The 24,179-nt window shown below is 65.2% G+C and carries 16 protein-coding genes and 1 tRNA gene; 7 read left to right on the top strand and 10 right to left on the bottom strand.

Features of this window, described 5'->3' with window-relative positions; translation table 11 throughout:
• Positions 1–3 precede the first annotated feature (3 nt).
• Positions 4–9,342, bottom strand: coding sequence for a type I polyketide synthase (locus tag QM716_RS10015; RefSeq protein ID WP_283304019.1), 9,339 nt, complete (start codon positions 9,340–9,342; stop codon positions 4–6).
• Between the two features lie 419 nt (positions 9,343–9,761).
• Here QM716_RS10015 and QM716_RS10010 point away from each other — a divergent pair, with 419 nt between their 5' ends.
• Positions 9,762–10,475 carry a DUF8548 family protein gene (locus tag QM716_RS10010; RefSeq protein ID WP_283304018.1) on the top strand — a complete coding sequence of 238 codons (714 nt, stop codon included), beginning with the start codon at positions 9,762–9,764 and terminating at the stop codon, positions 10,473–10,475.
• Between the two features lie 73 nt (positions 10,476–10,548).
• Positions 10,549–10,630: transfer RNA gene (locus QM716_RS10005), tRNA-Leu, on the top strand.
• A gap of 79 nt (positions 10,631–10,709) precedes the next feature.
• Here QM716_RS10005 and QM716_RS10000 read toward each other — a convergent pair.
• Positions 10,710–11,249, bottom strand: a complete 540-nt coding sequence (locus QM716_RS10000) for an aspartate/glutamate racemase family protein (RefSeq protein WP_283304017.1) — start codon at positions 11,247–11,249, stop codon at positions 10,710–10,712.
• A 95-nt stretch (positions 11,250–11,344) separates the two neighbouring features.
• On the opposite strand from QM716_RS10000, the gene QM716_RS09995 reads away from it, so the two are divergent.
• Together QM716_RS09995 and QM716_RS09990 are read left to right on the top strand one after the other, a co-directional pair.
• On the top strand, positions 11,345–11,752 hold the full coding sequence (locus QM716_RS09995; protein WP_283304016.1) for a transcriptional regulator: 408 nt from the start codon (positions 11,345–11,347) through the stop codon (positions 11,750–11,752).
• Positions 11,749–12,129 carry a DUF3817 domain-containing protein gene (locus tag QM716_RS09990; protein ID WP_283304015.1) on the top strand — a complete coding sequence of 127 codons (381 nt, stop codon included), beginning with the start codon at positions 11,749–11,751 and terminating at the stop codon, positions 12,127–12,129. Before QM716_RS09995 ends, QM716_RS09990 begins: the two co-directional genes overlap by 4 nt.
• Positions 12,130–12,192: 63 nt before the next feature.
• Here QM716_RS09990 and rdgB read toward each other — a convergent pair whose 3' ends face one another.
• From rdgB to clpS, 7 genes are all read right to left on the bottom strand, one after another.
• Entirely contained in the window at positions 12,193–12,801 is a 609-nt protein-coding gene (gene rdgB, locus QM716_RS09985) for an RdgB/HAM1 family non-canonical purine NTP pyrophosphatase (RefSeq protein WP_283304014.1), read from the bottom strand.
• A gap of 3 nt (positions 12,802–12,804) precedes the next feature.
• Entirely contained in the window at positions 12,805–13,590 is a 786-nt protein-coding gene (gene rph / locus QM716_RS09980; protein ID WP_003945332.1) for a ribonuclease PH, read from the bottom strand.
• A 52-nt stretch (positions 13,591–13,642) separates the two neighbouring features.
• A complete protein-coding gene (locus QM716_RS09975; protein ID WP_283304459.1) occupies positions 13,643–14,401 on the bottom strand; it encodes a cyclic nucleotide-degrading phosphodiesterase in 759 nt (252 codons plus the stop codon).
• Between the two features lie 97 nt (positions 14,402–14,498).
• Positions 14,499–15,158: a rhomboid family intramembrane serine protease gene (locus QM716_RS09970; protein ID WP_283304013.1), complete on the bottom strand. Its 660-nt coding sequence runs from the start codon at positions 15,156–15,158 to the stop codon at positions 14,499–14,501.
• A 91-nt stretch (positions 15,159–15,249) separates the two neighbouring features.
• The gene (locus QM716_RS09965; RefSeq protein WP_283304012.1) at positions 15,250–16,317 is read right to left on the bottom strand and encodes a P1 family peptidase; all 1,068 of its coding nucleotides are present in this window, start codon (positions 16,315–16,317) and stop codon (positions 15,250–15,252) included.
• A complete protein-coding gene (gene aosR / locus QM716_RS09960) occupies positions 16,314–16,904 on the bottom strand; it encodes an oxidative stress transcriptional regulator AosR (protein ID WP_283304011.1) in 591 nt (196 codons plus the stop codon). Before aosR ends, QM716_RS09965 begins: the two co-directional genes overlap by 4 nt.
• Positions 16,905–16,956: 52 nt before the next feature.
• Complete coding sequence (gene clpS / locus QM716_RS09955; RefSeq protein ID WP_029255695.1) at positions 16,957–17,268, bottom strand: ATP-dependent Clp protease adapter ClpS; 312 nt, start codon at positions 17,266–17,268, stop codon at positions 16,957–16,959.
• 121 nt (positions 17,269–17,389) lie between these two features.
• Between clpS and QM716_RS09950 the strand changes: the two genes are divergently transcribed.
• Genes QM716_RS09950 through QM716_RS09940 form a run of 3 tightly spaced genes read left to right on the top strand, consistent with a single transcriptional unit; the run spans position 17,390 to position 21,432 of the window.
• Positions 17,390–18,730, top strand: coding sequence for a nicotinate phosphoribosyltransferase (locus tag QM716_RS09950; protein ID WP_283304010.1), 1,341 nt, complete (start codon positions 17,390–17,392; stop codon positions 18,728–18,730).
• On the top strand, positions 18,727–19,374 hold the full coding sequence (locus QM716_RS09945; RefSeq protein WP_283304009.1) for an isochorismatase family protein: 648 nt from the start codon (positions 18,727–18,729) through the stop codon (positions 19,372–19,374). Before QM716_RS09950 ends, QM716_RS09945 begins: the two co-directional genes overlap by 4 nt.
• 9 nt (positions 19,375–19,383) lie before the next feature.
• Positions 19,384–21,432: an ATP-dependent DNA helicase gene (locus tag QM716_RS09940; RefSeq protein WP_283304008.1), complete on the top strand. Its 2,049-nt coding sequence runs from the start codon at positions 19,384–19,386 to the stop codon at positions 21,430–21,432.
• Between the two features lie 67 nt (positions 21,433–21,499).
• On the opposite strand, the gene glgP is transcribed toward QM716_RS09940, so the two are convergent.
• Positions 21,500–24,100 (bottom strand): alpha-glucan family phosphorylase, encoded by a 2,601-nt coding sequence (gene glgP / locus QM716_RS09935; protein ID WP_283304007.1) that lies wholly within the window; start codon positions 24,098–24,100, stop codon positions 21,500–21,502.
• Between the last annotated feature and the right edge of the window lie 79 nt (positions 24,101–24,179).

Genomic DNA, 24,179 nt, shown 5'->3' with positions numbered 1-24,179 from the left:
TTATTACTTGCAGCCGGGCAGATTCGAGCGGTACACCTGATCTGCGCCGAGTCGTGCGTCCTCGCTCAGCAGCATGTCCGCTTCGAGCTGACGCGACGCCTTGGCCGGCGTTCCGTCGGCGCCGAGGCGACGATCCGCCGGACGCTCGTACAGGCTGTCGCCGCCGCACATCGCCTTGGTGAGGCGACGCTGACCGTCGATCGTCCGCTGCTGCGCCGCCGCAACATAGTCCGCGCGCTTGTCGGCCGGAACCGACTCGACGAATGCCTGCGGGTGCACGACTGCGATCAGTCCGGAAACGTGACCGAAGCCGAGGCTGGTCAGCAAGCCGGCGCGCAGCGGAAGCTGCTCACCGAACTTGAGCGGCTGACGCGCCCACACGAGGTGCTCGAACTCGGCCATCTTGTCGTCGACGCAGTCGAGGCTGCGGTTCGGCGGGACGATGCCCTGGCTCAGTACCTGGCAGAGTCCGATCAGCTGGAAGGCTGCGGCACCACCCTTGGCGTGACCGGTCAGGCTCTTCTGCGAGACCACGAACATCGGCGCGCCTTCACTGCGTCCCAATGCCCCGGCGAGGCGCTCGTGCAGCTCTGCCTCGTTGGGATCGTTGGCGGCAGTGGAGGTGTCGTGCTTGGAGATCACGGCGATGTCGTCGGCGCTCACTCCGAGGGCGTTGAGCGAGAGTGCGAGCTGTGAATCCGCTCCCCCACGTCCGGCGCCCAGTGCTCCGAGTCCCGGTGCCGGGATCGAGGTGTGGACACCGTCGGCGAACGATCCGGCCCAGGCGACCACACCGAGGACGGGCAGACCCATCTCGAGTGCCAGGTCACCGCGAGCCAGCAGAATCGTTCCGCCACCGGCCGACTCGACGAATCCGCCGCGGCGACGATCGTTTGCCCGCGAGAAGCGGCGATCCTCGATGCCCTTGGCGTGCATGTCCTCGGTCTTGGCAGTGGCCGACATGTCACCGAAGCCGATGATGCCTTCCGTGCTCAGATCGTCGAACCCGCCGGCAACAACCAACTGCGCCTTGCCGAGTCGGATCTTGTCGACGCCTTCTTCGACGGATACTGCTGCCGTGGCGCAGGCGGCGACGGGGTGAACCATCGCGCCGTAACCGCCGACGTACGACTGAACGACGTGCGCTGCAATGACGTTCGGCAGCGCTTCCTGCAGGATGTCGTTCGGGCGGTTCTCGCCGAGCAGCGTGTCGATGTACAGGCTCCTCATGGAGGTCATACCGCCCATGCCGGTGCCCTGCGTGTTGGCGACCAGGCTCGGGTGTACCCAACGGAGCAGTTCGCTCGGGGTGAAGCCGCCCGTGAGGAAGGCATCCACCGTCGCGACGATGTTCCAGAGTCCGACGCGGTCGACCGAATCTGCCATGTCCGCGGGGATGCCCCACTTGGTGACGTCGAAGTTGGTCGGGATCTGGCCGCCGACACTACGAGTCAGCTTCATCTTGCGCGGGACGCGGATCTCGGTGCCTGCGCGGCGGGTGACCGTCCAGTCTCCGGACTCGGCGGAAACCGTCGCCGTCGTGTTCTCCGGATCGGATTCGACGAAGGCCTGAGCCTCGGCCTCACTGCCGACCACGAAGCTCAGATCCTTGTCCAGGAACACGGAGGTGAGCAGCGGCGCGGTGTTGTCGATCATCGCGCCCTCGTCGACGTAGCGACGGATGCCGCAACGCTCGACGACTGCGTCGTGGTACTTGTCGGCGATTTCCGCCTCGGGTACCAGATCACCGGATTCGACGTCGTACCAACCCGGCTTGGGGTCGTTCTCCCAGACGATGAGTCCGGTGTTCCATGCCAATTCGAGAACGCCTGCGGCAGAGAGCTGCTCGTCGACCTCCATCTCGAATCGGGTACGCGAGGAACCGTAGGGTCCGAGCTCTCCGGCGCCCACGATGACTACGAGGTCCGCGGGGGTGACGTCCAGTTCGGGCCAGCTCGGAGCCTTGACCGAGTCGTCGATGCGAGCCGGCGCGGGCAGTGCCAGGATGCTGGACTCGTCGACGGCTTCGTCGACAGCCTCGGCGATCTCGGCAACCTCGGCAGCTTCCTTGGCCAGTGCGGCGAGGTCGAGGTTCGCCTCGGCGAGCCCACCGGTCAGGTCGACCTCGAGCGGAGCCTCTGCAGCAGCGCGACGCGACTCGCGGGTTGCCGTCTTCAGCAGTTGGGTCGCCATCTCCTGGGTGGACCAGGTGCGGACGCCCGCAGCTTCGACCGCGTCGACGATCGGATCGTTGTGACCCATGAGTCCGGTTCCGCGAACCCAACCGATGACCGCGTGTGCCAACGTGACCCGCTCGGCCCAGTTGCGCTCGGCCTTCCAACGGTTGACCACGGCGATCAGCGAAGCCTTGGCCTCACCGTAAGCACCGTCGCCACCGAACGTTCCGCGGTTCGGCGAACCGGGCAGCACTACGTGCAGGTGCGTGTCGACGTCGCTGTCGTAACCGATCTTCGACAGACCGCCGATGAGGCGCTCCACCGACCAGAGCAGCACGCGCATTTCCATTTCGGCGCGAGCGCCGGCGTCGGAAAGCTCGCCGCCGACGCGGGGAGCTGCGAACGGGAAGAGCATCGTCGGCGTCATGGCCGGCTTGATGAGCTTCTTTGCGCCGCCTGCGTTCTCGGTGGCCTCGTCGCCGATCCAGTCGATCAACGCGTCGACGTCGGTGTACGACGCCATGTTCGCGGGAACCACCCAGAGGGCGGCACCGGCGCGAGCGTTCTCGCGGTACAGGTCGCGGTAGAAGCCGAGACGCTGACCGTCCAGTCGCGAGGTGGTCACGAATACCGTTGCGCCACCGCCAAGGAGCTTGCCTGTGACCGCTGCCGCGATGGAGCCCTTGCTGGCGCCGGTCACGACTGCGACCTCGCCTGCCCACTCGGGTGCGTCGGATTCCGCCGTCACAGCCGCATCAGCGATGCGGGTGTAGACCTCGGCGAGCACCGTGCGGCCTTCGTTTGTGGCACGGGTTGCCCACCACTTCGCCTGAGCGGCAACGGTGTTACCGGCTCCGATGAAGTTCTCGACCGACAGGGTGTCGGAACCGAGCCAGATGCGAGCGAGATCCTCACGCGCACTTGCCCAACGGTCGTCGAGCAGCACGGCCTTCTGCGCATCGAATGCCGGAGCGACCAGACGCGGCCAGTCCGAGCCGAGTTCAGCCGAGACCAGGTCGACCAGTTCGGTGTCCTCGACCGTCGCGACTGCCGTTTCTTCGTTCAGTCCGAGCTGCTCGAGCACCAGGCGTGCGGCCGAGGCCAGAACGCCGTTGCGGCCCGTGATGTTCTCGGTGAACTCACCCAGAGCCGCTGCGTCGACGGTTCCGCCGCTTCCGCCGCCGGTAGCCGGCAACGAGACGCTGACTCCGCGAGCAGAGCCGACCGAAGCAACTGCGCTGTCGATGACTGCGTCCACTGCTGCCAGGTCGGCCAGTGCGCCGGAGCTCAGGCCACCGAGCTCGCCGCCGCGGATGCTGGCGCCGTCACGAGTGCCGAGAGCAACTGCTGCGGTGACGTGGTGGGCCCAGCCGTCGCCCAGTTCCCAGACCTTCTTGACGCGGTCGGCGATGTAGCCGGGGCGCTTGCCCGAGGGGCCGAAGACCTTACGCAGGTGATCGTTGATCGAATCGGAGAGCACCGGTCCGAACGGCTTGTACGTACGGGCGAGCTTGTCGACGGTTGCTCCCAAGGAGCCCATGTCGGCGTCTGCGGCACCGTCGATGGCTCCGAGAGACAGCTCGGAGCCGAGGTCGACCAACAGCTGGTTACGACGCGAGGAGACGCCGTCGCACAGTGCCTCGATCGTGTCGGCAGGGCCGACCTGATCGGGACGGAGCTTGGTCCACAGGCTGATCAGTACCTTCGTGGCGTCGGGCGCCTTGAAGGTGAGGTCATCCGGACGCGGTCCGCCCGAAGGTGCCGCGGGAGCAGCAGCGACCGGAGCGGCAGCTGCGGCGACCGGGGCAGCCTGCACGGCAGGGGCTTCGATCTCGTCGTCGTCATCGACGGCCGGATCGACGTCGGTGCCGTAGACGATCGCGGCTTCGCGCTCGACGTTGAGAACCTCGACCGGGTAGCCGAAGCGGCCCGGCAGCTTGAGGGTCTGCGACGCGAGGTTCGCGACGGTCGGGGCAGCGCCGAGACCGATCTCGACGAAGCGCTCGACCCCGAGTCCACCTTCGGACTCGTCGCCGAACAACAGGTCCTGCGTCTCGATCCAGCGAACCGGGCTGGCGAACTGCCAAGCCAGGAGCTCGATCAGGATGATGCGGGACAACTCGTGAGTGCGCGCCGCGTAGCTGTCGAAGTCTGCGAGGACTTCCTGCAGCGGCTCGGACGGCACCAAGTCGGCGATTTCCTGAACGAAGTCACGACGCAGCGAGAACGGCTTCGGAACCAGGTTCGGGATGTAGCGGCCGATCAGGATGTCCGGGTCGATGTCGTGCGGGAGCAAGTCCTGCAGGCATACGCGGAAGTCCGCCACGCCGCCGCGAAGGACGGTGGAGTGGAACGGCACGTCGATGCCGGGGACCTGGATGTATGCCCGCTTGCCACCGAATTCTGCTCGGCGACGGTCGATTTCGATCTCGAGTGCGTCGAGACCGGCTACCGAACCGGCAATGGCGTACTGGCTGCCGCGCAGGTTCAGGTTGACGATTTCGAGGAACTCACCGGAAGCCTCGGCGACACCGGCAACGAAGCCCTGCACGTCGTCGTCGGAGACACCGATCTGCGACGGGCGAATAGCGGCCATGCGGTAGTCGGAGCGTCCGGCTTCGTCACGGGGAACGAGCTGGTGCATCGCAGAGCCACGCTGGAAGACGACCTCGAGAAGTGCTTCGAGCGGGAAGACCTCGGCAACAGCGGCGAGTGCGTTGTACTCACCGACCGAGTGACCGGCCAGAAGCGAATCCTCGATGAAGGTTCCGGACTCGCGCAGCTCGGCAACCTGAGCCACACCGAGAACGGCCATGGCCACCTGGGTGAACTGCGTCAGGTGCAGGACACCGTCGGGATGCTTGTGCTCGACACCACGGGCCTTGACGGTCACCGGGTTGTCGCGCACGACAGCGAGGATCGAGAATCCGAGCGCCTTGCGGGTGTGCTTGTCGGCGCGCTCCCAGACGTCGCGCGCAGCCTTGGAGCGGGCGCGGGCGTCGAGGCCCATGCCCGGGCGCTGGATGCCCTGACCGGGGAAGGCGTAGACGGTCTTGGGCGCCGCGGTGCGACCGGTGGCGACCATGACCAGTTCGCCGTCGATGCGGCAGCCGACCTCGACGATTTCTGCGCCCTGGTCGATACCGACACGGTCGACGCGGACGTCGATCTCGGCGCCGGGGCGAACCATCCCGAGGAAGCGGGCGGTCCAGGCGGTCAGGCGGCGCGGGGGAACGCGGGTCTCGGCCGGGTCGACTGCGGTGACAACCTGCTGCGCTGCGGCGGAGAGCCACATGCCGTGCACGATCGGGGTTCCGAGGCCGGCCAGCAGAGCTGCGTTGTCGGAGGTGTGAATCGGGTTGTGGTCACCGGAAACCTGAGCGAATGCGCCCATGCTGACCGGCGCGAGGATCTTCGCGTCACGGCGACGACGACGTGAGGTGTCGACAGCTGCATCGCTGATCGATCCACCTGCGCGAGCCGGGTCGGCGAGTTCGCCTGCTCCGGTGCGGCCACGAATGGCGAAACGCTCGGTCATGGTGACGACGGCGGGGGCGTCGAGGCCCTCGCCGAGCATGGCACCGACCTCGACCTTGACCTCGACGACGCGACCGAGGTCGGTGTCGAGAACCGAGGCGACCTCGGCGTTGACCACGAGAATGCTTGTCTCGGAGGGCAGCTCACCGACGAAGTCGACGGCGTGGTCGAGGTGGACCAGATCGAGCATGCCTTCGATGACTGGGACCGGGGCGAGCGAAGCGACGGGGGATGTTTCAGTGTCGAGCTTGGCTGCGCCGAGGACGGCGAAGACGGCGGGCCAGCATGCTCCGACGACGACGTCCGGAACGGCCTTGCCGCTGACGCTGAGCGTGGTGGGCAGACCGGAACCGGTGACACCGGCATGATCGGCGATGCGATCGGGAACCCACGCGACGTTGAGGCGAGCCTTGCCGTTCTTGACTGAAGGCAATTCCTGCCCGGCAGCAACTGCCAGGAGTGCGGACATCGCACCTTCGGCGTCGGCCTCGGTGACAACCGGAGCGCCGCCGTCGATGACGGACTCGGGGATGGTGATCGTGATGTCGACGGACTTGTCTGCCACCAACGGAACCGAGAGCAGCACGTGCGAGGAATCGACGACGGTCAGGCTGGACCCGGTGGTGCCGTGTACTGCCTTGTCGGCAGACTCTGCACTCCACTCCTCGAGGTCGCCGAGACGACGGACGGGGTTCTGGGTCAGGCGGCCGGCCCACTGGAGGTCAGGAGCCGAGAGGACGGCGTCGAGAAGTCCGGGTGCGGAATCCTGGTGGCGACGGCTCGCAAGTGCAACCGGAGTGGTTCCGGCAGCAACCAATTCGTCGTAGGTGGCCTTCTCGAAACGATCGAGCAAGTCACCGACCGGCTCGTCGACACGGGTGATGCCGGCGACGGCAACGGTGCCGGGGATGACGCAGACCTGATCTGCTGTGTAGCGGGGATCGTGTGCCTGCCACAAGGAGTCACTGCGCCACCAGCGACGCACGTCACCGTCGACGACGGGAACGAAGTTGACCGGCTTGCCCGGTGTCTTGCAGAGCGAGATGAAGAACGAGACGTCTGCGGGATGCAGAACGGTCGTCGAGTAGTCCGGGTACGACGCCTGCAGTGCGCAGATCGCAGCCTCGGGACGCTCGAGGGTCTCGGCATCGCCGAACAGTGTGGGGATGGGACCGCGGTCGACCGGGTGCAGACGCGCCTCGGCGCGCCGGAGCATCTCGCCGAAGCGAGCACGCCAGGTGATATCGAGCCACGGGCTCGAGGTCGCCTCGACGATGGCGTCCTGAATATCTGCGCCGCAGTCGAATTCCTTCGCCGCGTCGATGCCGACGGTCAGCTCGAGGTAGCGGCGCAGCCACTGTCCGTACGTCATGGTCTCGACGTCGCCGAAGTACGGCTTGGCGGTGACGTCGAGGGCGGCGATGATCTCGTCGCGGCGCTCGGCCACTGCCTCGGAATCGCCGGCAACCTCGTCGAGGAGGCGTCCGGTACGCGAAGCCGCGTTGTCGATCTCGTGAATGTCGGCACCGAGCTGGCTACGGCCAGAGGCCATTCCGCCTTCAGCGGTACCCGCACCGACCCAGTCCGGCGTACCGGGTGTGTCGACGAGAAGCTGCTTGACCTCGGGAGAAGTGGTGGCCTCGAGAGTCGCCATGGCTGCAGTACCGACCAGGATGCCGTCGACGGGCATGGCCGGGAAACCGGCTGCGGCAGACCAGCGGCCGGTCAGGTAATCGGCTGCGCGCTCGGGCGTTCCAATGCCGCCGCCGACGCAGATGACCAGGTTCGGGCGCGTGCGCAGCTCGGCGTACGTATCGAGGAGTAGATCGTCGAGGTCTTCCCACGAGTGGTGTCCGCCGGCGCGGCCGCCTTCGATGTGGACGATGACCGGGAAGTTCGGAACCTCGTTGGCAATGCGGATCACGGAGCGGATCTGCGCCACGGTGCCGGGCTTGAATGCGATGTTGGTGATGCCGATCTCGGACAGCTCGTCGATAAGGGCAACAGCCTCTTCGAGTTCCGGGATACCGGCGGTGACGATGACGCCGTCGATGGGAGCACCGGCAGTACGGGCACGCTGCACGAGGCGCTTGCCACCGAGCTGCAGCTTCCACAGGTACGGGTCGAGGAACAGGGAGTTGAACTGGACCGCGCGGCCCGGCTCGAGCAGCATCTTCAGTTCTGCGACACGGTCTTCGAAGATCTCTTCGGTGACCTGTCCGCCACCGGCAAGCTCGGCCCAGTGACCGGCATTGGCTGCCGCGGCAACGATCTTGGCGTCGACCGTCGTCGGCGTCATGCCTGCGAGCAGGATCGGCGAACGCCCGGTCAGCTTCGTGAACGCGGTCTCGACGCCGATGCGGCCGCCGGGAAGCGCAACGGGCTTCGGCGCGAATTCGGTCCACGAACGTGAGACCTCAGGCGCAGCACCGGGAGTGAGCAGATTGCGGTGTCCACCGCGCGTGGCTGCGGCGATGATGCCGACGCCCTGTCCGCGCAGCGAAGAGGACGTCATGCGGGTCAGCTGATCGCTGGGTCCGAGATCGAGAATCCACTGGGCGCCGGCGGAAATTGCACCGTCGACAGCCTCGACCCAGTCGACAGGATCGACGAGGACACCCTGGGCAAGTTCGCGCGCCCGGTCCGCGTCGAGACCGCAACGGGTTGCCCAGCTGCCGACCAGTTCGACGGCCTCGGCCAACGCGGGGTGATGGAAGCCGATTTCGGTGTCGAGCGGATCGAAGGACGGAGCGAAGACGGAACCGCCACGCTTCTTGCCCTCACGCTCGCGGGCTTCTTCGGCTTCGATCTGCTCGCAGCGCTCTTGCACGCGTGCCAACTGAGCGGGCGGCCCGGCTAGGACGACACGCCGACGGCCGTTGCGGATGGCGAGGACTGCTGCACGCTCGGGCGCAACACCCTCGGCAAGCTCGGCGACGATGGCAGCGAGACGCTCGGGATCGACACCCGAGACCGCAACCATCGGCTTTGCGGAGGCGCCGGCGATGACGCCGCGGCGACGGCCGACCAAGCTGGCAGCAGCACCGACGAGCTGTGCGACGGCGAGGAGCTCACCGTCGTCGTTGCCCTGCGCGGCTACGGCGGCCGAAGCAAGAAGGCCCTGCGAGTGGCCGATGACGGCAGCAGGCGGGTTGCCGGCTACATCCAGACCCTGAGCGGAGAGAGCACGCAACGCCGCAAGCTGCGTGAGGAAGACGCCGGGTAGCGACACCGGAGCAGCGGTGAGCGCGGCAGCGGAAGGCCCCGCCGACTTCTCACCTTCTTCTTCGTCGACGATCTCGGCTTCGAGCATCCACGCGATCGGATCGAATCCGACCGGGCGAACCACGAGCAGATCCTGTGCGACGGGCGCGAGGCGTGCGGCTGCGTGGTTGACCAGATCGGTCAGAACGGGCTCCAGGCCGTTGTCACGGCTGAGCTCCTCGAGCGAGGTGAGCCAGGGAGCACCCTGTCCGCCGAAAGCGATTGCGTAGGAAACGCCGTTGTTCAGCGAATCGACGAGGGCACCTTTGCTGGTCGTGCGGGACTGTCCCCCATCGACGCCGAAACGGCGTCCACCCTTCGAGTCGCGTCCGTTTCCTGTAGGTGTCGTGTCATCGATCGTCACGCGTACGTCCTCTCCTGGTCACCTCTGCGGCGAGGTGGGATTTGCGGTGTGCTGCCCGGCTGAAGTGCTCGCGAATTCGTCGAGAGAATCGACGGAGTCAGGGCGTTCGTGCAAGACAAGGTTTACACAGAATCATGAGGATTTCCTCACGTTTGTCGACGCCCTCGAAATCTGGACTTTCAGGGCCGTGATCTTCCTCACGAGACTTCGAGAAAGTGACTCGCGAGTAGGTCACGAACGCCCTGCCTGGGACTGTTACTGCGATTTTCAGAAACCTGAGGAACCCCTCATATTTATTGTTATCAATTCGTGACCTCCTTGACGGACGGTCGATCCCGTGCGTTTGGGGCCACAATCTGTCGGACCCCCTCGCTACGTTCAGCGCGTCCACACAGGACAACTTCTCGGGGGGAGAAATCATGGACGACACAGACGTAGTCAGAGCCGTCGAATTCATCGGCGCCGAACTTCCGCGGGAGGCGTGGCCGCACTGGAATCAAGGCTGGCCGCGCGAGTCCGAAGCGGCCCTTCTCGACGCGATCTTCTCGTCACGCGCCGCGTACGGAACGCCGAAGACCGGAGTCCGCGCTGTCGTCGACCGTTGGCGCACGCACCGGTCGGTGGCCGCCGGCGAACACCTTGACAGCTTGTCCGCTCTCGCCGCCTTCACCGACCGTGGCGAACTCGCAACGATTCTCGGCAATCGCCAGCGCGTACCGGGCAACTACTCCACCAAAGCCGAAGGCGTGGCTCGCGCAGCCAAGGCGCTCGTCGAAGCCGGTTGCCGGTCCAGTGCCGACGTCGAGGACACCGAAAGCCTCCGCTCGGCAGTTGTCTCCGTTCCGGGCCTCGGCCCAAGGACCTTCGAGACACTGGTGTTCCTGTCCGGGAAGTTGACGGCAACCTCGATAGATCTGCTTGCACGGTTCGCCACCGAGGCGAGCAACAGTGAGGAATTGTTGTCGAGCACCGGCGCAGCCGAATTGCTTGTTGCGGTGTCCGACGCCATGGGCATCGACATTCAGACACTCACCCATGCTGCGTGGCGGTATCAACGCACGGCTGAGCAACCGCGCCGATCGAAGAAAACCACCACCCCACCGGCAACGGATCCACTCGCCGCAACGGCGTGAGGACAGGCGGGCGCATCCCGACCAGGGTGGTGTTCCCGCGAGCGATTCCACTCGCGTATCCTTTGAATTCCGCGCGCGAGTGGCGGAATTGGCAGACGCGCTGGATTTAGGTTCCAGTGTCTCAGGACGTGGGGGTTCAAGTCCCCCCTCGCGCACAACGAAGAGCCCCACCGGATCTGATCCGGCGGGGCTTTTTCAATTCTCGATCAGGGGTCTTTCATCCCTTGATCAAGCTCAGCGCTTTCGAGCCTTGACCGGTGGAGTCATGTACGTCGTCCGGCTGGGCGTCAGTCCCAAACGGATCGAGCTCTCCAACCAGGTGATCGCCGCTGCCGTCGGATCCACAACCGGAACATGAATACCTTTGCGATGCAGCCTGTCTCGGACAGCGCCGGTCGCACCGAGCATCCCGGTGGAACCGAGAACGATGGAGTCAGCCTCGCCGTTCCCCACCGCTGCTGTCGCCTGGACAGCCAGTCGATCGATAGGTTCCTCCCGATCGGTGAGGCCCAGCACCGGCATGTCCACGACTCGAATACTGCCCAGCCGATTGTCCAGCCCGTACCGCCGAGTGAGCGATCGGAGCATCGGAGCATCGGAGCATCGGAGCATCGGCACGACGTTCGGCAGGATGGTCACGACACCGACGCGATCACCCAGACTCATCGCTGTCAGAAATGACGGCTCGAAGCCGCCAGCTACCGGTGCGTCGGTGATCTCTCGGGCAGCGTGCACCCCAGGATCGGCGAAACACGTGATGAACACACCGTCCACGCCACGGCCTCTACGACACGCCGTGGCACGGCCTCTACGACACCGTGTCGGAGATCGCAGGGCGAGGCACTATAGCTCTCAGGTACCGTCTTAGTGTGTCCAAGAACGCTACTAAACGCCGACCTGCGCTGATTCTGCTGGTCATCGTGTCAGCCGCCGGCTGCCTCGCGCTCGGCTGGTGGCAGTGGGAGCGCTTCGAAGCCGTCGGTGGCTCGGGACAGAATCTCGGGTACGCGTTCCAGTGGCCGCTGTTCGCGGCGTTTGTCGTGTACGCGTATCGCAAGTTCGTTCAGCTCGAAGACGTGGACCCCGAAGAGGCCGAAGCCGAGGAAGCCTCAGCGGAGCCGCGTGAGATTCCCGCCGACCTCTTGCCGCAACGCCCGCAGGTCGAGTTCGACGATGTAAACCTCGACGTCGACGATCCCGAAGCCCGCCAAATGCTCGAATACAACGACTACCTTGCGCAGCTCGCCGCTCGCGAGTCCGATAGGAGCACGACGTGAGTACCGGTTCGGAAGCGAGCATCGCTACCCCCGCAGTCAACGCAGAAAAGCAGAAGAAGGTTGCGTCGGCGCTCGTCCGATACCGCGTTCTCGCCTGGATCACCGGCCTGTGGCTGCTGTTCCTGACCGGTGAGATGGTCTACAAGTACCTGATTCTGGACAATTCTGCGGATGCACCGGCGTGGTTGTTCTACATCGGCCAGATCCACGGCCTGTTCTACATGCTCTACCTCGTCTTCACGATCGACCTCGCGATCAAGGCACGGTGGAAGCCCGGTACGACGGTCGCCACCGCGCTCGCCGGCACGATCCCGTTCCTGTCGTTCGTGTTCGAGCACAAGCGAACCGCCCAGGTGAAGCAGGCTTACCAGCTCTGAGAGTTTCGACGAAGTGCAGCCCTGAACGCAGACACGTTCAGGGCTGTACTTTTCGGATTCGGATCAGCCGGCCAGTGCTGCCAACGCTGGAACGAGCTGCACGAGCGCTCTCCCCCGATGTGACGCCGCGTCCTTCTCGGCCGGGGTGAGTTCTGCGGCAGAGCGGGTGTCGCCGTCCGGACGGAAGATCGGGTCGTATCCGAAACCGCCGTCACCGGCCGGTTCGCGGCCGATTGCCCCACGCCATTCGCCGCGCACCACGGTCTCGTCGCCACCAGGAATCACCAGCGCACAGGCGGAGACGAACGCTGCGCCGCGCCTCTCGTCGGGCACGTCTCCCAGCTGAGCCAGTACCAGGGCGGTGTTCGCGCCGTCGTTTCCGTGAGTGCCCGACCACCGCGCGGACAGCACACCCGGCATACCGTTCAGCGCATCGATCTCGACACCGGAATCGTCTGCAATGCAAGGCATTCCGGTAGCCACAGCGCCGTCACGCGCCTTGGCGAGCGCATTCTCCTCGAACGTCGCACCGGTCTCGGGAGCTTCGGGAAACGGCGGAACCTCGTCGAGCCCGACCAGCTCGATTCCGTTCACTCCGGCGGCGTCGAGAACTCGGTGAAGTTCCTTCAGTTTCTTGGCATTTCGGCTTGCAACCAACACTCGTACGCTCACAGCTCAGGCACCGAACTTCTTCTTGGGTTCCGGATTCTTCGGTTCGGGTAGCACCCCGGGATACGGCTCGGCCAACGCCTGACGCTGAATCTCGAAAAGTTGCTCACAACCTGCGAGAGCTGAGTCGAGCAGCTTGTCCAGCGTCGAGCGTGGGAACGTGGCGCCCTCACCGGTTCCCTGGATTTCCACGAGGGTGCCCGTATCGGTGGCCACGACGTTCATGTCGACCTCGGCACGCGAATCCTCTTCGTACGGAAGATCGAGACGTACTCGTCCGTCCACGACACCGACGCTGACGGCCGCTATGCCACACGAGATGGGCTGCGGGTCGGAGAGCAGGTCGGCAGCGCGCAGGTACGTCACGGCGTCGACCAGGGCCACGTACGCCCCCGTCACTGCCGCGGTGCGAGTGCCGCCGTCGGCTTGGAGAACGTCACAGTCGAGGGCGATGGTGTTCTCGCCGATTGCCGCGAGGTCGATGCACGCTCGAAGTGACCGGCCTATGAGTCGACTGATCTCCTGAGTGCGGCCACCGACCTTTCCCTTGACCGATTCGCGGCCACTGCGCGTGTGCGTCGCGGCGGGAAGCATCGCGTATTCGGCTGTCAGCCAACCCAAGCCGGAACCCTTGCGCCAGCGGGGAACACCCTCTTCGACGCTGGCTGTGCACATGACGCGTGTGTTCCCGAACTCGACCAGAACGGATCCGGCCGGATGACTGGTGAACCCGCGGGTGATCTTGACCGTGCGGAGCTCGTCGTCCGCCCTACCGTCTTCTCGTGTAGTCACCTTCGTGAGCCTAGCGGTCGTCCGGTCGGCACTGCATCGAATGTGAGAGGAATCAGATGTCGTAGACGCTTCCGGCCGAGACGGCATGGACCGGTCCGGAGAATTCGGATTTCGCTTCGGCGATCACGTCTTCACGGGACGTCCACGGCGGGATGTGTGTGAGGAGAAGTTCCTTGACGCCGGCGAGCGCGGCCACTCGGCCGGCTTCCTTGCCGGAGAGATGAACTCCCTCGGGTCGATCGGGACCGTCGGTCCACGACGCTTCGGAGAGCAACACGTCCGCATCGCGCGCGAGTTCGACGACGTTGTCGCACATGCCGGTGTCGCCGGTATAGACGAGCACGCGGCCGTCGGCGCCGGTGATCCGAAAACCGTAAGCCTCGGGCGGGTGGTTCATCCGGCGCGCGACGACGCTCAGTTCTCCGAAGGTCACCGGTTCGTTCTCGGCCCAGAGCCGGACGTCGATGGTGTCGGAGATGTCGTCCATCTCGCCTGCGCACTCAGCGGAGGACACTCCGATGCGGCAGGCGGTGTCGGTGGGGCCGTAGACCAGAGCACGGCCAACCGGCGGGTTGGGGTGATAGCGACGCCAGACGAGCAGGCCGGGCATGTCGAGACAGTGGTCCGCATGAAGGTGCGAAAGCAGGATCGTCACCTCGCCCGGATCGGCGTACCGCTGCAACGCCCCCAGAACTCCCGGGCCGAAGTCGATCACGAGCGGCGGAGTTCCCGGTGCCGTGAGCAGGTATCCCGAAGCCGGTGAATCCGGACCCGTGACGCTGCCGGAACACCCCAGGACGGTCATGCGCATACCGGTCATGCTGCCACGTCTACCCGTCTGGGAAAAAGCTCTTGGTGGTTTTGGCGCGTCGAAGTCACACCGCAGTGAGGGTGTGACCCACGTCCGTTCAGAAACTCGGTGGTCGAACGGCCGGCGCCGACCCTGCGCGCTTGGCCCTCTCCCCCGACGTCAGCGCCCAGGCGGCCACCACGCCGCCGAGCGCTCCGAACAGATGTCCTTGCCAGGAAACACCGGGCTCGCTCGGCAGAACGCCCCACAGCACTCCGCCGTACACGACGAAGACAGCAACACCGATCAGGATCTGCGTGAAACTTCGCGTGAAGAATCCGCGCACCAACAGGTAGGTCACCCAGCCGAAGATCAGCACGGACGCACCGACGTGATTCGAATTCGAACCCGCGAACAACCAGGTCCCGACACCGCCGATCACCCAGATGATGCCGGTAGCCGCGAGTCCGCGCGCAATTCCCGACACCAGCACGAGGTATCCGAGGATCAGCACCGGAATGGTGTTGGCGATCAGGTGACCCCAGTCGTCGTGAAGCACCGGGGCGAACAGGATTCCCCACAGTCCGTCGAGCGTGCGCGGGGTGACGCCGGCATTCTGGACGTTCTGACCGGAGATGACATCCACGATCTCGATCACGTAGAGCAGGATCGCGAAGCCGCCCACCAACACGGCCGACTGCTTCCACACCGAAGGCGGACCGGATTTCGGTGCCGGCGTTCGGGTGCCGAAATCCGGATTGTTGAAATCCATCGTCATCGTGTGCGTCCTCCACCGTCGATCCGGTTTTCTGATCGGTCACTTGCAACCAGGCTCAATTCGAGGTTACCGCCGATTCCAGGAGCGCTGCCTAGAGAAATGCCGACGGAAAGAGTTCGCGATAGCTCGGGATTCCGGCAACCGACGTGGCGTCGAGAATGGCCTTCACGATCGCCCGTTCGACCACCTGTGCCGAAGCCGCGCACACCGCGTCGAGTATCGGCAGATCGTTCGGGAAAGCGGCCGGAACCGCGATCTCCGAATTCGGAGTGTGATCACCGGTAGCGAGCGCGAAGATCGTGTCGCCGTCGAGCGGCGAATGTGCGGGCCGAATCGCACGAGCCAGACCGTCGTGACCGGCGACGGCGACGCGTCGGCACCCGGCTTTGGTCAGGGCGGCGTCGGTCGCGACGACGCCGATCGTGGTGTTGAGGACGGTGCCCTTGGCCGCGACGGCATTGGCCGCGGCGAGTTCGGACGCGTCGGGAAGCCTGAGGCCGAACGACTCCGCCCCGTCCGAGCCGACGCCCCACGGCAAACCTGTTCGAGGGTCGAAGACCGAACCCACCGGGTTCGCCACGATCAAAGCGGAGACCGTCGTGCCCTCGGCGGGGCCGTCGGCGATCACGACGCTGGCCGTTCCCACCCCACCTTTGAGCGCTCCGGCTCGCGCCCCTACTCCGGCGCCGACCGTGCCCGTGGCGAATTCGCGCGAAGCGGTGTCGGCAGCGAGGAAACCGAAGTCTCCGGTCGGACGAACGGTCCAGTCCCCCACCGGCAGATCGAAGATCACGGCGCCAGGCACGATCGGTACAACCTGACCAGGAGTCCCCATCGCGATCCCGTGATCGTGTTCCTCGAGCCAGCGCATCACGCCGTCGGCCGCGGCCAATCCGTATGCACTGCCGCCGGTCAACAGCACCGCGTTGACCTGCTGAACCGAATGGCTCGGGTCGAGAAGGTCGGTCTCACGGGTACCAGGCCCACCGCCGCGGACGTCGACTCCGGCAACCACACCCGCCGATGCGAGCACAACTGTGCAGCCGGTGGCTGCGCCGCTTCCGAGGGTGACGCCCTCGTCGAGCTTGTGGTGATGACCGACTGCGAGGCCGGCGACATCTGTCAGTGAATCAGTGGGCCCGGTTCGCGTCGTAGTCATGGCATGAGCGCCTGGACGAGAGAGTCCTGCATCCACGTCAACCAGTGATAGACGTCGAGATGCGGGGCGCGCGGGTCGTCGGGTTCGAGGCTCTCCGGGGTGTCGGCGTCGATGCCGAGATTGGTTCCGAGCGCGAGACGGACGTCGTTGAGCGAGGACAACCAGGCGTCGGCCTGTTCCTGCGTGAGAACGACCTTGCCGCCGGCCTCGGGAAGTGAAGCCAGAAGCATACGGGCGGACTCGCGTTTGGCATCGATGATCTCGGGCTCGTGCAAACTGCGCAGGGCACCATTGACATTGGCACCCGCGTCGTCGAGATCGTCGCTGTTCGGGGTGACCTTGTCCGGATCGGTGCGCTGAAAGTCGGGAAGCAACCGCGCCAACACCGGATTGTCGGGTGTCTCGGAATTACCGGTCCGAAGGCCGGTCAGCGCGGCGAGCTCGTCTTGCGGCGCCGAAGACGCACGCTCGTCGAGCAGCCCCGTCACCGACTCCACGAGCGAGCGTAGAACCGCCGCTTCGTGACCGTCCATCTCGGACTTGAACTTCACTCCGCCGAGTGAACTCTTCCTACTCCACGTCCGCACGCGTCGGACTCCCGTCTACGAGTTGGGCGAACAATTCGGTCGAAAAACGTTCTCAGGTGTCGTCGCGTTGCATGGTGGCCCAGAGACCGGCCGCGTGGAGGCGACGCACATCGGCCTCCATCTTGTCTCGCGAACCGCTCGAGACCACGGCCTTGCCCTCCGAATGAACTTGCATCATCAGATCGGTGGCCTTGGCTTTGCTGTAGCCGAACAGCTTCTGGAACACGTAAGTCACGTAGTGCATGAGATTGACCGGGTCGTCCCAGACGATGGTCACCCAGGGCCGATCGGCGGCTTCGATGGTCGCCACAGCCTCCGACTGCTCGGGCGTGGCTTGAGGAGAGGAAGCCGTAGCGCCTCTCATCGTTACGTTCGCCGAGTAAGTGTCGGACACAGTCGCGCCGCCGAAAACCATGTATCCAGGGTACGGCGCGGCGAGAGGCGACAACACCCACCCACGTCGTCTCGCGCCTAGAGTTGTGTGCGTGCCTACGCAAATTTCCGACATCCGCGACGCCGGTGCCAGCACCGCACTGCTCACCGATCAGTACGAACTCACCATGCTCTCGGCGGCTCTCGCCGACGGATCTGCCTTCCGCAACTGCAGTTTCGAGGTCTTCGCACGGCGACTGCCCGACGGCCGCCGCTACGGCGTCGTCGCCGGTACCGAGCGCCTACTCGACGCGCTCGAGCAGTTCCGATTCGGTGAACCGGAACTGGCGATCGTTGCGAAATTCCTCGACGACACGACCGTCGAGTGGCTGCGCAACTACCGATTCTCCGGCGACATCGACGGCTACCGCGAAGGCGACTTCTACTTCCCCGGATCACCGATCCTCTCGGTCCGCGGAACGTTCGCCGAGTGCGTCATCCTCGAAACTTTGATTCTCTCGATCCTCAACCACGACAGCGCGATCGCTTCGGCCGCAGCCCGCATGGTCAGCGCAGCGGGCGGTCGACGAATGATCGAGATGGGCTCGCGTCGTACACACGAACAGGCAGCGGTTGCCGCTTCACGTGCCGCGTATCTCGCCGGTTTCGACGCCACCTCGAACCTCGAGGCCGCGCGGCGTCACGACGTGCCCAGCGCAGGAACGAGTGCACACGCTTTCACCCTGCTGCACACCACCGAAGACGGTCCGGACGAGGCGGCGGCATTCCGCGGTCAGGTCGCCGCTCTCGGCGTATCCACTACGTTGTTGGTCGACACTTACGACATCACCGAAGGTGTGAAAACTGCTGTCGCCGTTGCCGGTCCCGAACTGGGCGGCGTGCGCATCGATTCCGGCGACCTAGGCGTCCTTGCTCGCCAGGTACGCCAACAACTCGACGACCTCGGTGCCACCAAGACGCGCATCGTCGTCTCCGGCGACCTGGACGAGTACGCCATCGCGGCTCTGCGCGCCGAACCCGTCGACTCGTACGGCGTCGGCACTTCACTGGTCACCGGATCGGGCGCGCCCACTGCAGGCATGGTCTACAAACTTGTCGAGGTCGACGGCATTGCGGTCGAGAAGAGAAGTACCAACAAGGCATCTCGCGGCGGCGCCAAGAAGGCACTGCGCGTAGTGCGTCCGACCGGAACGATCGTCGAAGAAGTCATCTACCCCGCCGGATCAACTTCTCCTGTTTCCGAGGCGGACGGCGCGACCGAGCTGTTGATCCCGTTGGTTCGTGAAGGCAAGGTCGTCGAGAGCGCACCGACACTCGAAGAGAGCCGCGCAGTTCTGAAGGCAGGGCTCGTGAGCCTGCCGTGGGAAGGGCTAGGGCTTTCACGCGGAGACTCGGCTGTTCCCGTTCGATTCTCCGGGGGTGAGCACCGGTGAGCACAAAAGCACTGATCGTCGTCGACGTCCAGAACGACTTCTGTGAAGGTGGCGCTCTCGCAGTCGACGGCGGTGCTGCGGTTGCGGCGGCAGTCAACGATTTCGTCAACTCCCACGAGTACGACGCCGTAGTCGCGACCCGCGATTTCCACATCGACCCTGGGGCGCACTTCTCCGAGACTCCCGACTTCGTCGACAGTTGGCCGGTTCACTGCGTCGTCGGGACGGCCGGCGCCGAGTTCCATCCGGCATTCGACGCCTCCGTCGCCGGTTCGGCAGTTTTCTCCAAGGGCGCCTACAGCGCGGCCTATTCCGGTTTCGAAGGAGCAGCCGAGGACGGCACGACACTCGAGGACTGGCTCCGCGCCCACAAGATCACCGACGTCGACGTGATCGGCATTGCCACCGATCACTGCGTCAAGGCCACGGCCATCGATGCGGCGCGCGCAGGATTCGGTACGACAGTCCTTCTCCCCTTCACTGCCGGTGTGTCGACCGCCACGATCGAGACAGCGTTGGTGCAGATGCGTGAAGCGGGTGTACTGCTGGTCGGGCGCGACGAGGCTTCGTCGGCAGAAGGCGTGGATGCCACCGAAGGGTCCCGGCCGCAAGCCGTGGACGTTTCTGACGTAGGGATCCATTAACCTTCGTGGGTGGCCGATCAACTCCCGAACGTTCCCGAACTGCTCCAGACAGCGGTGCGGTCGCTCGGCGGTGCCGAACGAACCAGCCAGCTGACGATGGCGTCGGCCGTGGCGCACTCGATCGACACAGGCGAGCATCTGGCCGTTCAGGCCGGCACCGGTACCGGTAAGTCACTCGCCTACCTCGTCCCAAGCCTGCGCCACGCGGTCGAATCGGGACGTACCGTGGTCGTGTCCACCGCCACCATCGCGCTTCAACGTCAGCTCGTCGATCGAGATCTGCCACGGCTCGCCGACGCCCTGAAGAAGCCACTCGGCCGACGCGCAGAGTTCGCAATCCTCAAGGGCCGCAACAACTACCTGTGCATGAACAAGATCCACACCGGTGCGTCCGAGCAGCCACCCGAGGACGAACTGTTCGATCCGTTCACGGTCTCGCGTCTCGGCCGCGAGGTCGTCCGCCTCACCGAATGGTCCTCCGACACCGAAACCGGTGATCGTGACGAGTTGGTGCCAGGTGTGTCCGATCAGGCGTGGCGGCAGGTCAGCGTCACATCCCGCGAGTGCATCGGCAAGAACCAGTGCCCGGTCGGTGAGGACTGCTTCGCCGAGCGCGCCCGCGTCGAGGCGTCGAAGGCCGACATAGTCGTCACCAACCACGCACTGCTCGCCATCGACGCCATCACCGGCATTCAGATCCTGCCCGACCACGACGTCGTGGTGATCGACGAAGCCCACGAGTTGGTCGACCGCGTCACCGGCGTGGCGACGGCCGATCTCACCGCCTCTTCGATCAGTGCCGCGGCCAGGCGTTGCGGCAAGATCGCCGAAGAACAGGACGCCGACCGACTCGAAGCTGCCGGCGAGGGTTGGGCGGGACTCCTCGAGGAATTGCGTCCAGGTCGATGGGAAGGCCTCCCGGACGGGGCGGCGCCCGCACTGGCCGCGATCCGCGATGCAGCCTGGTCGCTGCGCACCGCGATCGGCCCCGCCAAACCTGGCATGGCAGCCGCAGACCCCGAAGCCGCGGCGGCCCGCAACGCTGCGCTCTCGTCCGTCGACGACGTCCACGACAGCGCCGTGCGCATCCTCACAGCTTTCGACGAACCCGACCCGGCCAAGCGCAAGGACGTCGTCTGGCTGTCCTCGGACGAACTCCGCGGATCGGTGCGGCGCTCCGTCCGGATGGCTCCGCTCTCCGTCGGCGGATTGCTTCGCTCGAGACTGTTCGCCGAATCCACCGTCGTTCTCACCTCTGCGACACTGACCGTCGGCGGATCGTTCGACGGGCTCGCCGTCAACTGGGGTCTGCCGGCGGAATCGTCGGTGCGCCCCGACTCGGGCACTGCCATCGGTACCGAAGCACCTTCTGACGCTTCGGCTTTCCGCTGGAACTCACTCGACGTCGGGTCACCGTTCGACCACGCCAAGGCCGGCATTATCTACATTGCCCGGCACCTGCCCACCCCCGGCCGCGACGGCCTCTCCCCGGTCTATCTCGACGAGATCGCCGAACTTGTCGAGGCTGCGGGCGGACGCACTCTCGGCTTGTTCTCGTCGATGCGTGCCGCGAAAGCGGCGTCGGAGGCGATGCGCGAACGCCTTGACACCCCGATCCTGTGCCAGGGAGACGACGCCACCGGCACCCTCGTCAAGGCATTTGCCAAGGACGAACCCACGTCGCTGTTCGGCACTCTGTCCCTGTGGCAGGGCGTCGACGTCCCGGGGCCCTCGCTGAGCTTGGTCATCTTGGACCGTATTCCGTTCCCACGCCCGGACGATCCACTGTTGATGGCTCGTCAGCAAGCTATCGAATCCCATGGCGGCAACGGCTTTCTCAGCGTCTCGGCCAATCACGCCGCACTGCTCCTGGCACAGGGCGTAGGCCGTCTGCTTCGCAGCACCGACGACAAGGGCGTGGTGGCCGTGCTCGATCCGCGTCTGGCAACGGCCAGATACGCGGGTTACCTTCGCGCATCACTGCCTCCGTTCTGGGAGACGACCAACCCCGAAGTCGTCCGCAAGGCGCTCACCCGCATCCGCGACTCACGTCCCTGACCCAGTTCTCACAGGGCACAATTCTGCCCCGGTACCGACCGAACGGACCGGGGCAGAATGTAATACGTCAGGCGTTCGGAGTGGTCACCAAACCGAGTTCGGACGCATCGACCAACAACCGGTGATGCGGTAGCACCCGCACGGTGTAGCCCACGGAACCGGAAACCGGAAGCGCAACCTCGGCTTCGAAGATCTCGGTTCCGTCCTCGGCGCCGAAGTGCGTCATCGGGAACGTCACCACGTCGGTGAGTTCCTCGCCTGGACTGACGCGTCCGAGGACTGCCTGGACCTCGACATCCGAAACCGACAAGCCGCCGAGGCGAACCTTGGCCTTCAACGAGATGGTCGCACCGATCTCCGGAGTGTCCGGCAAACCGGAACCGTCCACCTGCTCGACCGCAACCGACGGCCACTGCGATTCGATACGGCGACGGAACTCGGCCACCTCACGGGCGCCGGCAAAATCGTCGGCCACCACAGCGCGAGCTGATTCCGCCGACGGGGCGTAGTAGTCGACCGCGTAGTCACGAACCATCCGTGATGCCAACACCTTCGGGCCCAGATTCTCGAGGGTGTGGCGAACCCTCTCGACCCAGCGCGTCGGCAGATCGGCAGCATCACGGTCGTAGAACGTCGGCAGTACCGCGTGCTCGAGAAGTTCGTAGAGTGCGCTGGCTTCCAGATCGTCACGCCGCACGTCGTCGAGCACACCGTCGGCCGTCGGAATGGCCCACCCGTTCTCACCGTCGTACATCTCGTCCCACCATCCGTCGCGAATGGAGAGGTTGAGTCCACCGTTGAGCGCGGACTTCATGCCCGACGTTCCACAGGCTTCGAGCGGTCGAAGCGGGTTGTTGAGCCACACGTCGCAGCCCCAATAGAGGTAGCGGGCCATGGACATGTCGTAGTCGGGCAGGAAGACGATGCGATGACGCACATCCGCTTCGTCGGCGAATCGCACGACCTGCTGGATGAGCGCCTTGCCGCCGTCGTCGGCGGGGTGCGACTTACCGGCCACCACCAACTGCACCGGACGCTTCTCGTCGAGCAACATCGCACGCAGACGCTCGGGATCACGCAGCATCAGCGTCAACCGCTTGTACGTCGGAACGCGTCTGGCGAATCCGACGGTCAAGACGTTCGGATCGAAAACTCCAGCGGTCCAAGCGAGTTCGGCTTCGGTGGCGCCCCGCTCGAGCCACGATGCGCGGACGCGACGACGCACCTCTTCGACCAACTTGCCGCGCAACGCATTACGTGTTTCCCACAGTTCGGTGGCCGACAACTCGTGCAGGCGCTCCCAACCGCGTGCTTCTTCGAGTTGCTCCTGCCCGACGATCCGCCTGGCCACGTCCATCCACTCCGGCGCGGCCCACGTCGGCGCGTGAACACCGTTGGTGACCGAACCGATGGGAACCTCGTCGGCGTCGAACCCCGGCCAGAGTCCGTTGAACATGTCGCGGCTGACGATGCCGTGCAACTTCGATACACCGTTGGCGCGCTGACCCAGGCGAAGGCCCATGTGCGCCATGTTGAAGATCGACGGATCGGATTCGCGCCCCATCCCGACGATGCGGTCGACGGTCAGACCGGGAAGCAAACTCGATTCGTTCTCGCCGTTTGCGCCACCGAAGTAGTGACGGACCAGATCCGCCGGGAAGCGGTCGATTCCGGCGGGTACCGGGGTGTGTGTCGTGAAGACGGTTCCGGCGCGGACCGCGGCCAGAGCGGAATCGAAGTCCAGACTGCTGGTGGTGACAAGTTCCCGAATCCGTTCGATGCCGAGGAATCCGGCATGCCCCTCGTTCATGTGGAACACCTCGGGATCGGGCAATCCGTAGGCCGCGGTGTAGGCACGCACCGCGCGGACGCCGCCGATACCCGCGAGGATCTCCTGCTTGATGCGGTGATCCTGGTCCCCGCCGTAGAGACGGTCCGTGACGCCGCGCAGGTCCGCGTCGTTCTCGGCGATGTCGGAATCGAGCAGCAGCAACGGCACTCGTCCGACCTGAGCGATCCACACGCGCGCGCGCAGCACTCGTCCACCGGGCATCGCGACGTGAATGACAACCGGTGATCCGTCGTCGGAAGTCGGGCCTGCGTCCGTCAGCAAACGAAGAGGCAACCCTTGAGGATCATGGGGCGGGTAGTGCTCGGCCTGCCAACCGTCGGCAGTCAGGGACTGGCGGAAGTAGCCGGATCGGTAGAGCAGTCCGACGCCGATGAGCGGCAGACCCAGATCGGACGCGGCCTTGAGATGATCCCCGGCAAGGATGCCCAATCCACCCGAGTAGTTGGGCAGAACTTCACTGACGCCGAACTCCATGGAGAAGTACGCAATTCCGCCCGCCAGCGACGTGCCCTTGGCTTGCTGGGACTGATACCAGCGCGGTGTGCTCAGGTAGGCGTCGAGATCGGCTGCTGCAGTGTCGAGGTCACCGAGGAATGCCTCGTCACCGCTGAGTTCGTCGAGCCGAGTGGGGTCGACTTCCCCGAGCATGCGGACCGGATCGAACTGGACTGCTTGCCAGAGTTCGGGGTCGAGTCGCGAGAACAAATCCTGTGTCTCGGGATGCCACGACCACCGAAGGTTGGTGGACAGGGGGCCGAGCGCGGCAAGGCGCTCCGGAAGGTGGGCTCGGACAGTGAACCGACGCAAGGCTTTCACCCCGCGAACCCTAGTCGAGTTCGTTGGACTCTGTCTGGTGGAACTTGATGCCCGACCCGACCTCACCACCGACAGACCC

It is taken from the genome of Rhodococcus sp. IEGM 1409 (assembly GCF_030056735.1).
GTDB lineage: Bacteria > Actinomycetota > Actinomycetes > Mycobacteriales > Mycobacteriaceae > Rhodococcus_F.
Note: the sequence above shows the minus strand (reverse complement) of the source record. Positions and strands in the feature narration are given on the sequence as shown.